The sequence below is a fragment of the Segatella copri genome, assembly GCF_026015625.1.
GTDB classification, from domain to species: domain Bacteria; phylum Bacteroidota; class Bacteroidia; order Bacteroidales; family Bacteroidaceae; genus Prevotella; species Prevotella copri_H.
On record NZ_JAPDVG010000001.1, the window covers coordinates 74,134 to 88,470 of the forward strand.

Sequence of the window (14,337 nt, forward strand, 5' to 3'; positions counted from 1 at the left end):
TCTTAACTAATTTAATAAATTAATATTCTTGTTATCTAATCTCTTCTTGTTGCAGTCTTCCTTATCTCCACTCAATCGCTGAACCTCTGATTCAAGGAAGATCACCCGAGCCTTCAACCTGCTGACCTCATCGCCCACCTGCTCAATAGCACCGAATGCCGTTGCAATCAGCTTCGGAGACCAGTAGTTAATCTTGTAGTAGCCCTTCTCGTCAGTCTCCACGATGTCCTTTAACTGAGGGTTGTGCAAGACGTGTTGGGCAATCCAACCGATAGACCTTGTGTTGTCCTTCTTCCAAGCGAAGCCATAAGTGCCACCCATCGCCTTGATGATACCCAAGTAGTCCAGCTTCCGCAAATCCTGCTTCAAGCGGATGTCAGAAGATTGATAAGCTGTAACTCCACCTTTAGCAAGAATGCTATTAGGGAAGTAAGTATTCATATTATAATCATAATTATATATATGACCTGTATGACCCATAAATCTATCAGTAGGAAATGAATACTTAGTAAAAGCAAATATTCGTATTTTATTTATTGAAGCATTTCGTAATGCAGTAGTATTTTGGTCATGTTTAAATCTAAAACGAATATATCTTCTATCATCATTTCCTACACCAACAGCCGTATTACCATTAGATAAATTTATATAATTAAATTGGTTCCATCCGGTCATATATTTAATATAAGTATTGACTATAACACCTTTACTATTTAAATATTCTACAGTACAAGTAACACCAACACCTTGTCCTATATCAACACAAGCAAAATATACTTGAGAATAACAAGAATTAGGAATTTCAAACGAAAACATTAATTCGTTCTTTTTTATTTGAGCTAACTTTTCAGCATCAGTATTACCAGTAATAACATTGCTACCTAAGTATAAACTATTAACACCTGCAACATTCGCATACGCCTTAAATTTAGTATCATTTGATATATTATAATTAGTCCAACTGTTACCGTTATCATTAGTATAAACTATAGAAAGATTATCGACTGGTATACTATCAGTAATAGCAGTAATTCCAGAGCATAAAGCATCAGCTGAAACATAACAACCCGCTCCTTTTTTATTAACGTCATAATCTGTAGGTAATATACCTTTATTATTTATTAATCCGTTAACTGATAAATTACCAGCAATAACAGCATTTTTACTAACACTAATACTATCACAACTAATAACATCATTAACAGTAAGACTTGTAAACGTAGCACTACCAGTTTGCATTATGCTCCAATATCTACTACTTACTTGACTACACATGTCTTGAACTTTCACCCAATTAGTATTATTAGCATTACCTAAATATAAATTACCACCACTACCTCCAATTCTAGCTCCAGCATTAGGAATTATAGTCTTAATACCTGCAAGTCTAAGTGTACCATCAAGTTGAGGAGTATTAGCATTAAATGCAGAACCATCAGCTATACCAAGATAAATAGTTTTATCAGAATGATTATATTTAAGACCAGCCCATTGATTCCAATCCCAAGCAGTTTCACCAAAACGAATAGCCTTACCAGTATTGAATATTACTTGACCTTCAAGAGCACTAATCCAAGCAGGACTGGCATCGTTAGTTAACATTATAGCTTGATTTTGAGCAGCAGTTCTAATAGTAGCAGATGAATATATATCACCTTTAACATGTAGTTTATAAGAAGGGTCTACTCCAATACCTACATTATGATTTGATAATATATTTATAGCATCTTTTTGACTACTATTATATTCTCCAGCATATAAAACAAGTTTATATTTAGATACAATATGAAACCATTTACTTACTGTAGATATAATATGAGGATCATCTGAACCACTATTAGTTATAGTTAATGTTCCATCAACATTCCCAGTTCCATCAAAACTTTGACCCCAAATAGTTCTAGGAGTTCTGAGTTTAGTTGCAGAAGCTACATTATCATGTAAATAAGCAAGATAACCAACCTGAGTTGCAGTAGTAGTATTTATACCATGCATTATTCTAATTCTTCCACTAGTTCCTATATCAAATCTAGTTCTCCAAGTAGAATAACCTTGTATATTAATTATATCACCATAGCTTTCATGAAAATTATTATGTCCCTCATTAGTATGAGCCCAACCATAAACTCCAACTCCATCCTTAGTTACAGATGCATCTCCATACTCACCTCTATATCTAAGAAATGAACTTTCATGATAACCATCTACAGTGTCTGCATTTCCTGCACTACTAGCATAATTAACACTAATATTACTAACACTTTTTGTTGTTCCACCAACTGTTATACTAATTCCCTTATCAGAATTAGATAGAGCAGTAAGAAGTCCGTTAGCATGAATACCATCTAATTTATCAGAGTTACCTACAGAAACATTAGCAGGGTTTATATCTCTAAGAGCTGAACCATCAGCTTCCCAAGCCACAAGGTGATTGGTAGAAGTTAATACGCCTGCCCAAGTAACGTGAACACCATCAACCTTGTCAGCATTTGTAGCATAAGCACAACTTCCACTAGAAGTAATATAACCACTATCATTAGTAAGTTGACTTACTTTTGTAGGTATTTCACTCTTCTTAGCATAATCTGCTAAACTTTGATGAGAAGTAAGATAAGTTCCTAAATCTACAGCAGTTCCACCACTAGCAGCAATGGTTTTAGTAACACCGTTAATCTTTACACTATGAGTATGACTAGTTGCCGACTTACCACTAAGAAGTGAATCTACACTACTTTTGGTATAATAGTTAGCAAGACTTTGATGACTAATTAAGAACGTTGCACCTTTAGTAAATGTAATACCCTTTCCGCTTTTAGATACAGACGTGATAGCATTTCCACTTCCGCTAACTGCTATCGCATTCACGTAACCATCGAGCGATTGGTGTGCGGTAAGGTAGTTTCCCTTCGGTTGATACAAGCTGGCAGCGTCAGTCTTAGTAAGGTAGCTCGCAAGGCTCTGATGTGAAGTCAAGAACGTTGTTCCCTTTGTCACGATGATAGTCGTTCCGCTCTTACTGATGGCTGTCACTGCGTTTCCACTACCGCTAACACTAACGTCCATAGCCGAGCCTCCTTCTAGGCTAGAGATACGAGAATCAAGAGCCTTGATGGAGTAGGCAGAGGCAATCTCACTCAGCGATTCTGATGTAAGCTTCAAGGCATTTGAATAACTCTTCACACTGCCGTTCAATCCGCCACCACCGCCCGTGGTAGATGCTCCTGCTCCGTATGCCGTGATACCACCTGTGGCATAGAGATTACCATCAATCTTGATAGCCTTATTGGTTGCATCATACGTTATCTTAATGCCATGGAAGGAGATTGCGCCTTCGAATGTAGCATCGCCCGATACGCCAAGTTTAGAGAATGGAGCGTTTGGCTTCAAAGACACAAGGTCAGCAACGCTCGTTCCTGCACTTCCTTCCTTCCAAGTCGGCTCGAAGAAGGTGAGGTATGCGCCAAGATTCTTTTCGCTGATGATAAACGATGTAGGGTCTGCGTGAACCTTTCCGCTCACATCCCACCAGATAGCACCATTGGCAAGATAACCCGAGCCATCGAAGCGGATGAGGGAGGTTGCAGGGGTAAGATTTCCGCTATTATAGTCCTTATCCACCATCTGACCGCCCCACCATGTTGCGATACTCTTCTTTCCTCTATTCGGGTCTATTGCTCCGTTGATACCGCTCTGAACGTTTCCGTCTCCGTCTCTCAGCGCAAGGAGCGTTGTCATTACAAGACCACCGTCAACATATGTAGTCTGACCGAGCGCATCCTTGAGATACTTGTAACCTGCGAGGTCTGTGATATTCTGCTTCAAGTCACCATATATCTTGCTAGTGATATAGGCATTAGCCAAACCAAGTTTGTCATAGAATGCGCTGTATGCGGACTGAAAGTTGGTGAACTTCGTTCCCACGGCAGAGACGATAGCAGCCTTGCCGTTAGTATCAGCCTTATTGTAATTTGTAGATATATCTGAGAGATACGTAACGAGTTCCGTCTTGGCAGTAGAGAGAGTAGTGAAAGCAGTATTAAGGTCGGTGAGTTCTTTTGTACTCTTTAACACCTCTGCTCCCTTCACTTCATTGTACGACTTCTCGGCAGCTGCGAAAGCATCTTCAAGTCGCTTGGAATCCTGCGCCATTGCAGCAATCTCAGAAGGCTCTAGGTAGCCATCTTTGACGTAGCTGTCGAACGTCTTTTTGTTTTCGGTAACAGTCGTTCCGAGGGCGTTCAAGTTGCTCTGTGTCGTCTTAATCTCTTCTTGCGCCTTCTCAGCAGCTTTCTTGGCTTCCTCTGCCTTCGTGTCATCGGTATACTTGCTAGCCAATTTCCAATCGGCAATATCGAACTTTTCGCCTTCTGCCTTGGCGGTGGAACACTTCAAGATTTCGTTCTTGTAAGTGCTACCATCGTTCGGATAGGTTGCGTTCACCCACATATCGTTCACATCGTATGGTGGAACTGGCTGAGAGCCGAAGATGCGTCTCTTGGTGTTGGCGGTAGCTTGCGCTCCATTAGCCTTCTTATCCGCAGCGGCTGCATCTTTGAGTGCTTGGCTTGAATCTTTGAGTGCCTTGGTCAGCTCCGTATCTGTGATGATAATCCACTCATAGGTAGAGCCATCCTTGGCAAAGCGGTATGCCTTGCCCGTCTTGTTGTCGTAGTAAAGGTCGCCAAGATGGGTTTCTTTATCCTCATCGGTCTTCCAACTGATGGCTGGAGCATTCTTCAAAGTAGGAACGCCGTCATAGAACCAAGTCTCAATAGCTCCGTCTATCTGGTTTTGAAGGTCGATAATCGTATGCGATTTCTTGATAATGGTCTCAACGGCATCCTTATCCAAACTCTTGTCTGCGATGTACTTATCCAAGGTCTTTCCATCGTAGGTGGACTTTATATCCAATTCTCCCTTGATGGTAACTTTCTTCGTCTCGCTATCAAACTTGACATAGGATTCACCCTCGTAGTTATTGGCACTAGTAGGTCGGTCTCCGAAGTACATATCTCCGTAGACGTGGAAGAATGCCTTGTTATTCTGCTTATTCACACCATATTCCACATACTCCCTATTGGCAAAGGAATAGCTGTTGATGCCGTGATAGAGGCTGATGGATGGCGAATAGGTATCTACCGCCGAGAAGATAAGGCAGTTCTGACGTTCCACATCGGTTCTATTACCGCACTGGTTGAGCACATCACCTTTAGCAGGAACATCGCTTGCCGTAGCGCAATCGGTATCAGAGAGGTCGATATAATGATATTTCTTACCTTCCAGTTCCACAGGGTCTTCATCACGACCGATTACAAATCGCCAGTAAAAGTGATTGCCAGCCTTGTGATAAGTGCCCTTGCGAACGTTGAATGATTCCGAGCGCACCTGGTCGCCAACAGCGAAATCATTATCCACGGCATTGCCTTCCTGCTCTGCTAAGAAATAGCAACGATAAGCCTTCTGTGACACATTATTATATGTCACAGTAACCTCTTCTACCTTATGAGCCACCACACCGCCAGCAGGAGAGATTATCTCCTTACCACCGATGGTGGATGTTTTATTGATGACCAGCTCCTCGAAGATAGCCTTCATTCTTACCTCCAAGTAATCTGTGTTGAGGTGTGAACGACCTTCTGCGTCTGGAGTCCACGAGCCTCCGTTCTCATTGTTGGAGTTACCGACAAGCAAACCACCAAGGAACTTCTGCACCTTCTCCCAAGTGATTGTGCCCTTTGCGATGTTATCCTGCAGCCTAGATACAAACTCCATCCTAGAGCGTCTAGCAGAATAAACGTTACTATCGGATGCAGGAGTGGTATCGTTCATGCCAATTACATAGACACCTCCACCATTACCGCTTCCCGTGCCGCCTATCTGCATTCCATTCACCTTGATGGAATCAACCTTGTCTTCCAACTTACCCAACCGGCTTGTTGCAGCCTTTTCTCCTACAGTGTACTGAGGGTGGTCGTAAGGGATATCCAAAGGTATCTCCATTCCGATGATACGAGAGTTTCGGTAGTGCTTGCCATCCGCGTCCACCTGCGCAAACATATCATTAATCAGCTTTACCTGCTCACCGAGAGGATGGTAATCGTATGTTCCATCATTGTAGAACTTATCGCCATCCATCGTGCAGGTGAAGTTTGAGTTGCTGATCATGGTTTTCTGATAGTACTGCTTCGATCTATCGAACAGAGACAACTGAGCAGTAGGGATGAGGTCCGTATCTGTAATTTTGGTTGCGTCCCAGTTGAACAGAAAGTACTTATCACCAACCTTTGGGCACATAACGCCATCGGGAAGAGTTCTTCCGTAGGTATCGTTTGCCACAATCTCAAAGTAGTTAACCTTGTCGATAACCTTGAAGCTGACATCGAACTCCATACCCATGAGAGCACCGCTAGTGAACTTGATGCCTAAGGTGAGGTTACTCTTTATCCAACTCTCCTTGAAGTTATTAGTGAAAGAGTCTGTAGAAGTGACCTGCCAAAATGTCTGTGTAGTCTTCGTTCCGTCTTCGTTATCAACGGTGCTATCATAGGTCTTGATACTGCTGACCCTGCATTCAACCTTCGGATATTCTTCATCGAACATAACGACACCTTCGATAGCCTGCTTGTCATTCTTCACGACATTCACGTTCTCCAGATAGCCATCCTTGGCGTAGAAACCATCACTATCCACTTCCTTGTTAGGGAGCATGAGGTAATCAGTAGCAACACCATCGGTGGTGACGTCCGCATCGGCACCAGTGAAATATCCTTTCGGAATATTCCTATCTGAGCCGAATGCGTACAGTCTCGTGATATAAGTTGACTTGGATTCCGAATAGGACATAGACAGAACATTAACATCCTGCTCGAATGTTGTCTGTCCTTCCATTTCGCAATATCCAAGGTATATAATGGAGCCATCTATCCACCACTCGCAGTTGAGTGCGTCTTCGGAACAGATGGCGTTGAGAGCATCAAGAATACTGATGGAGCCGTACTCGATCAAGAATCTCTTCTGAACATCGAAAGCCTTGTTGTTGTAAGTAGTGTAGTCAACAGAGAACTCCTTGCCATTGTACGTAAGACCTAGCGCCTTGAGGTTGCCGAGTATAACGTTCATGTGCACGCCTACCGTAGTGGTGAGCTTGAATGAAGTTTCGTTTACTCCGTGCTGAGGGCGATACTTGCAAAGCTTATTCTTCCAAGACATATAGTAGGCATCCATCTGCATTTCGTAGTCATAGCCATCACTATCATTGTGCTTAGGGAAGTATGATGATGTAAGCTCAAAGTAGCCGAAGTCGGGAATCTCCACGGAGTCCCCAATCTCGAAATAGATAGGAGTAGCCGTAGTGAACTTCAAGATGATGTAGTGGTGGTCCATAAGCTGATATGACAGCTTAGAGCCCTCACCGAAGTCCTCTAGTGTGAAGAATACCTTGTTATTTCTCTTTATCTGAATCATAGCTTGTGTATTTACTTGTTTCACCTCTGTCACTAGGGTCTGGCTCGTTGAGCTTTAGGCTGAACTTTGCCATTTCCTGAATGAACTGACTGAATTGAGTGCAGGAGAGATAGATGCACCGATACCACACATTAGGCTGAAATCGGGTGCGGATAACCAACTCTCCCTTGGCAAGAACCTCCTCGCAGAACCTAGCATAGTTCGTCATGAACGTATCTGAGTCCTTGGCGGTCATATTGAATGGCAGCGTTATCTCCCTTTCGTCCAACCTAGGATTGTGCTTGATAACTGACTTTCCGTCCTTTGAACGATACTTGTTGCTGATGAACTCCTTGTTTGGTGCAGGGGTCATGAGCGTGCTGAGGGCAGTTTCGTCTAAGAAGATGCCCCACGTAAGGTAGGCATCCTTGCCATTTATGTAAAGTTGTCCTTTAAGCATAACTATTTAATCATTAAATAACCTCGTAGGCTTCGCTGTGAGCCGCTTTTGCTATTGTTGAGTATAGTTGTAAGGGTTGACAAGCGAAAAGCCTATAGAGGTCAAATATCCTTTAATCTTCTGTTCATGTCATCCAGCTTGGCTCCGAAGTCATTATATGTGAGCTTTGAATACTTCACGATGTCTTCGAGGTAGCTGTTTGTCATGATCATCATGTTTCTAATCTCCAATACTGCGCCATTGGTTGAGATTCCGAGTGTAACGATGCTCTCCATCTGTGATATGGTGGTAGTCATGTTCTGAGCAATTGACTCTCCTGCAATCTGCAGGGCGGTGAAGCGACCATTCAGCTCGTCCGCGGTATCTTGCCCCATAGATGCCCATCCTCCGCTTGTTGCGGTCTGTGATGAGGATGAGGAACCAGTGTAGCCTGTCACCTTTGCCCACTCATCACGTCTCTTCAACCCTTCCTGGACTATATCATCGTAACGCTTGTAGAATGCATCTACATCATCCTTGGTTAGCTTTCCGTTTTTATCCTTCATAGCCTTTGCCCAATCATCGTAGAGTTTCTTCAAGTCTCCATTGATAAGGTCTTCCATACTGAAAGAGAGAAGGGACTTCTGCATCTTTTCTGCGAAATCATCTGCCATTTCGCTAGCAAAGTCGCTACCATCCTTCTTCATGTCCATAAGGTCCGTCAAAAAGCTATCTCTCATTCCACTGAAGGAAATCTGAGTAAGGTTCTCCTTGAACTGCTCTGACAACTCTTCCAGCTTGCCTGCTTGGTCTATGTAGTCATTCAACTTCTCTGTCAGACGACCACCATAGTTACCCTTTCCAGTGTTCTCAATATGCTCCCAAATGGCAACGTTGCCACGGAGGAGCTTCATCTCTTCTGGACTAAGGGAGAAGAGGTCGCCATTGAAGTCTGATTTGACGTTCTTCTTGATCCAATCCATCTCATCACTACCGAAACCGCTCCAATAAGCGTTCCATGAGTGGTGCGAACCGTGATAGCTTGCCTGCGCCTTTGCGATGTCGAGGTAGTTCTGATTGGTCTCCTGCTGATTCTTATAGGCTTGCTCGTAGTATGAGGTTGCCTTGGAGCCAAAGGAGTTTTCCATTGCGTCAGTCAAATCCTCGATGGATTGCTGCAAGAGGGTATTTCTATCCGTCAGTCTTTCGATGGTATCATTGACCTTCTTTGCATTTCCGTCTCCACCGAACAGACTATTAAAGCCACCGAATGAAAGCGTGTTGAGGATATGAGAAACGTTGTTCCCGATACTCTTCAATGGCTTCATAACGATGTCACCCGATAAAGCATCATCGAGGATGCCCGTTACTGCGCCAAAGACCGTGTCCATGAGGTTGCTGATGAGTGTTCCGAAACCATCTTTCAGAATATCGAGGATGCCGAGTATTGCGGAGATTATTTCACCTGCCATACCGCTATCCCCTAAAGCTTTCGTCAGAGATTTGGCTGCGTCACTATCTTTACCGAGCAACCCTTGGATGCCCTTTGCTAGAGTGTTAGCGACGTCCTTCTGCATAGTGCCACCGAAAAGCTTGTCAAGCCCTAGAATAGAGTTTCCTATGCCTTTGAGTGACCCAGATGTGAGACCCTGCAAACCATTTTCAAGCTGCTGAAACTGAGAAACTGCCTTCTGTGCAGATGTCTGCAAGTCTGATGATGCCTTCTGAACTGATGAACCGAACTCCAAAACGTTGTTAGATGCGGTAACAAGTACGCCCTGCGCTCTAGATAGGTTGGCTTCAGCCTTGTTGATACTTGTCTTGTCACCGCTCTTCTTAGCCTTAGCGAGGTCTTCCTGTGCCTTGGTAACGGCTTCCGTAGCCTCAATCTCTCGCTCCTGTGCATCAATATAGCCCTGCATGGCTGACTGATAGGAGTTGATATCGTCCGAAACCTTCTTAAAGATGTCACTATTCCAGATGGTGGCAGAGCCTTGTAGCTTGGAGATAAGTTCCTGTATGGTCTTCTGCTCATTGACATCTGTTGTGCTCTTGGAGAGCTCTTGCAGCTTCTCAATGGTAGGCTCCAGTTGGTCCTTGAACATAGCGCCGAAGTCTCCGAAGACGCTTCCCCAATCGATGTTCTGTCTGATGGCATTTATCTCGATGGTTTGGAGGTCCTTCTTTCTCTGCTGCTGAAGAGAGAGCTTTTCACCCTGTGTCTGAGCCTTAGCAATCTTCTCCTCATATTCCTCGGCAATGGCTTGCTTCTGCTGATAGAGAGAACCATACTCCTTCAAGTAGTCGCGCATAGAGGTAAGGGCTTCCCTGTTGACCTCATCAAGCTTCTTGTTATACTCTTGGGTAGCGAGGTCTCTAGCCTTATTGAGGGCATTGGACTGGGCAGAGGTGAGGGTTACTTTTTTGCCAGCTTCCTTGTTCTTCTTCTTGAACTCGGCTTCCTGCTTGTCAATCTCGGCATTGCGCTTGGCATAGTCGTTCTTGATTTGAGCAAGCTTCTTCTCCGTGCCTTCCTGCATCTGAGATATATCGGTGTCGATATTTTCCTGCTGCAGCTGCTTCAAGTCCTCATTCAGTTCTTCCTGGGCCTTCTTGCGGTCTTCTGCTAGCTTCTTGGCATCGGAGGCTGCTTTCTTGGCTTTGGCAGCGTTCTTCTTGGCATTGGCTTCTGCCTCTTCCTTCTCACGCCGCTTCTTCTTAGCATCGTCATCTGCCTTGGTCTGCTTGGTGTTCGCAGCATTGGTATAATCCCATCCTCGCTGGGCGATATCGTTTGTTGACATCCATTTACCATTGACCAGCGCACCAGACTTCTTGTTGTTTGCAAGGTCGCGTGCCAAAGCAGAGAAGTATTTACCTAAGCGTCCTAGCTCCGGAATATTCATATTCTGCATCCACGATGGTATCTTGGCATCGAAGTTGACGTGGAAGTTGATGTTGTTCTCGGAATAGTTCTGCATGAACTCCTTGACACGGTTGTAGAGAACGTGTACATCCTCGCCGGCACCCTGGAGTTGCTTCTGCAAAGCATTTATCCTGTTCTTGGTTGAGGTAGCCTTATTACCGAAATCCTCTGTTGCATCTGCCGCCTTGTTGATATTATCTGCCTCCTCGGTATGCAGCTTCTTTGCAGCTCGAAGTTCGTATAGATAACCAATCAATGCCTTCCTGGCATCGCTTGTCTTGTCTCCTGTAAAACCGAAAGCATTAGCAAGCTTTTCAGATTCGGATATCAAAGAAGCCTCTAACTGATTGTATTGCTTCAGATAGGTCTGATACTCCTTGGAGTGCTCATTCAAGCCAGCCATCTTCTGTGTTAGGTCATCAAACTGCTTGATAACCGAGTCAGATACGATGTTCTGTATGCCGACGGCTATACCGCTGCTAGAGGTTCCATAATCCTTCAACTTACCCAAAAGGGCTTGCTGAGCGCTATCCAAACGGTTGTTGTAGTCTTCGTTAGCCTTGGAGATTGCATTAGCTCTGTTGCGCTCTGTGGTCTCCAGCTTAATTTGCTCGATGAGTTCATTGGATTTATCTATCTCCTGCTGCTTAACATCCACAAGGTTGCTCTCGTCTTCCTTGATCTTGTCAATAGCAATCCCGTAGTTGTCATAGATGTTTGACAGCTCCTTGATGGTGTCCTTGTAAACCTTGGAGCCTTCCTTTGCAGTCTTCAGAATGGAGATTAGCGACTCGACCTTGCTTGATGCTTCATTTGCACTCTCGGTAAACTTGGAAGTCTTGGTTTCTGCATCTTCAGCGCTATTGCCAAACAGCTTGAATGCGACAATGGCGGATAATACTGTTCCTACGACAAACCCTAAAATATTTGTCTTGCAAGCTAAATTGAACACTCTCATTGCTTGTGTTGCATTGCTTACTGCTTTAGCAAGCTCAATGAACCTAACTGCTGTATTAAGCGCAATGCGAGCCTTTTCTATAGCAGCAAGAGTTATCACGACAGCCTTGTAGGCTCCGTATGCTGTAACAGCGACCATTACAGCCTTGCCTACTGTATCCCAATTCTCAACGAGGGTGGAAACGACTCCCAATCCGGTATTGATAACACCCTCCTGGGATTTGCCGAGGTCATTGAACATCTGCTCGATGGCATCCTCAATGTTGCTTATCTGACCTGTAATAGTCTTGGACTGAGCCTCCATCAAGCCACCGAACTTGCTACCCTCGGCGGTCATACTCTGCATTGCCTGGATGAAGATGTCACTGGTAACCTTGCCAGCCTTGATTTGCTTCTGTACCTCCTTGATGGCGTTGGTAACGTCAAGCCCCATAACCTTAGCTATCTCATCTGCGATAGGAATACCTCGGTTGAGGAACTGATACAAGTCCATAGTATCCATCTTGCCCTTGGCGATGGTGGTGCCGTAGAGCATCACGAGGTCTTTAAGGTTTAGACCCATACCTGCTGCCACGTCTCCCAATCCGATAAGCGTCTTGTTGACATCCTCGGCTGCTACGTTGAAAGCAAGCAACTGCTTGGCTCCCTCTGTAACGTCTTCAACCCCGAAAGGTGTGACGGCTGCCGTGCGGATCAACTGCTTCATGAGAGCATCAGCTTTCTCCTCAGACTGCAACATTGTCTTGAATGCCATTTCTGTCTGCTGGAACTGACCGCGGACCTGCATCATCTGATTGACGAACTTGCCAATGCTCCAACCGCCAATGGCAATGTTCATACTGTTCTGTATATTCGAGATTACATCGTCAATAGACTTTCCGTCCTTCTCAACCCTCTCAGCAGTCTGATGAACTGCGTTCTGAATGTCTCGAAAACCGGAAACGACCTTGGCTGTCTCGACTATTGTATCGAATTTAATGCTTGGCATAATGTTCTATTTTTCCTTGAATTTATACTCTGTTATAAAGAATCGCCGGGGATACACCAAATATGAGTGTTCGATATGGGAACTTTACATGCGCGCGCAGGAAGACTTCGGTTAAATCTCGGTCTCTGACTCTATCACCGCCTTCATGACTGCCTCCTTGTTGTTGCCATCGATGACCTCTTCCCCTGCTGCCGGTATATGGGCTTTCTTCCTCTCCTCGTCAGACAGATAGATTGAAGTAATCTTGTCTTTGAGCATGAGAGTCAGGTTGTTATACGATATTCCCCATACCACGTAATCGAAAGTCCATCCGTATCTTTCGCAAGCAGCGTCTATGAGTGTTCCCCATATTGTCTTGCCTCCGAAGATAAAGCTATTCTCCGACTTCTTTGCTGCGTTGACCTTTGCCATACGCTTCGCTTCTTCTTCCATTCCTGTCTCTTTGGCTATTGTCTGGTATGAGTTAGCCTTAAGGATGATGATGAGGAGAGTGGCTATATCCTCGTTGGAACATTCTTTGAAGATTAGCTCCGTCTGCTTGCTTACACATCTGGAGTCTAGTATTTCGTTCTTTGTATTGAGTGAGTGATATGCAATCAATCTGCAGCATGTCTCCCTTTTGGTGTTTGCAACTCGCAATGCTTCCAAGAATGGATCAGCTTGAAGTAACTCTTTGTCTAGCTCCAAGCTATCTACCAACTGCGACGTTAGGTACATCATGCCCAGTGTAGTAGGGTAGATGTTAACGTGAGCGTGCTCAGTATCAAAGCCTATCGGCATATCTGTGAGCGTATTCGATATAATGATTCCTAACTCTTCCATATCACTCGAATTTAAATTGTTGGCACCCAAGGCAGGACTCGAACCTGCGACTTTCAACCAGCTTTTGAAGACCCTGGATTTTCATGCGACGGACTATTTGGTCTCGCTCTGCCCCTGAGCTACTTGGGTAGGTTGCCGGCTGATAACCCTCAGTCGGCAGAAGGGATATTAGGATATGCCTATGTCTCTGCGTATGTTTCCGTGATTTCAGCAGGAGGGGTATCACCGTCCTGCGGCTTCTTGAAAGTTAAGGAATACTTTCCACCTGTTCCCTTTGTGGCAGTAATGACACGCCAGCGGTAAGCACAATAGACTTCCTCACCCTTTGCGTTTACAGTCTTAGCCACCACGTCACCCTCCGGGATGAGAGCTGCGTGGGTATAAGTGATGGAAGCACCTTCTTCTGTTGTATAGCCCTCCTCGGCACCGATGGTGGTATTACCCATGTAAACGCCAGGAAGCTCGGCGTCTTCTGGCTGGATAGCCAAACGGTAGTTACCATCAATGATACCATCAATAGTCTTGAATGGCTGCGACTGGTTCTTCTTGATGAAGAGCTGATATACAGCCTCGTAGGTAGACTTCTTTGTCTTGCGGTCAACAATTCCGCCACCTTCCTCAACCTGGGTCATAGTATCGCCTTTCGTTGGAGTAACAGTAGTAGTGCCATCCTTTGGAGTTGGGAGCTTAGTCCACTCATTCTTTTTGCTACCTACCTCTTGAACGTAGATAGTGCATTTGCCCCATGATGTTACTGACATA

At 44.5% G+C, this 14,337-nt stretch carries 5 protein-coding genes and 1 tRNA gene; all 6 read right to left on the reverse strand.

Going from position 1 to position 14,337, the window contains the following annotated elements; genetic code table 11:
* Positions 1-6 precede the first annotated feature (6 nt).
* Positions 7-7,464: a hypothetical protein gene (locus ONT19_RS00315; protein WP_264953322.1), complete on the reverse strand. Its 7,458-nt coding sequence runs from the start codon at positions 7,462-7,464 to the stop codon at positions 7-9.
* Positions 7,442-7,903: a hypothetical protein gene (locus tag ONT19_RS00320; RefSeq protein ID WP_264953323.1), complete on the reverse strand. Its 462-nt coding sequence runs from the start codon at positions 7,901-7,903 to the stop codon at positions 7,442-7,444. The genes ONT19_RS00315 and ONT19_RS00320 overlap by 23 nt, the downstream gene beginning before the upstream one ends.
* 101 nt (positions 7,904-8,004) lie before the next feature.
* Positions 8,005-12,753, reverse strand: coding sequence for a tape measure protein (locus ONT19_RS00325; RefSeq protein ID WP_264953324.1), 4,749 nt, complete (start codon positions 12,751-12,753; stop codon positions 8,005-8,007).
* A gap of 111 nt (positions 12,754-12,864) precedes the next feature.
* Positions 12,865-13,632 carry a hypothetical protein gene (locus tag ONT19_RS00330; RefSeq protein WP_264953325.1) on the reverse strand — a complete coding sequence of 256 codons (768 nt, stop codon included), beginning with the start codon at positions 13,630-13,632 and terminating at the stop codon, positions 12,865-12,867.
* A tRNA-OTHER gene (locus ONT19_RS00335) sits at positions 13,596-13,704 on the reverse strand. The genes ONT19_RS00330 and ONT19_RS00335 overlap by 37 nt, the downstream gene beginning before the upstream one ends.
* 50 nt (positions 13,705-13,754) lie before the next feature.
* On the reverse strand, positions 13,755-14,336 hold the full coding sequence (locus tag ONT19_RS00340; RefSeq protein WP_264953326.1) for a hypothetical protein: 582 nt from the start codon (positions 14,334-14,336) through the stop codon (positions 13,755-13,757).
* Between the last annotated feature and the right edge of the window lies 1 nt (position 14,337).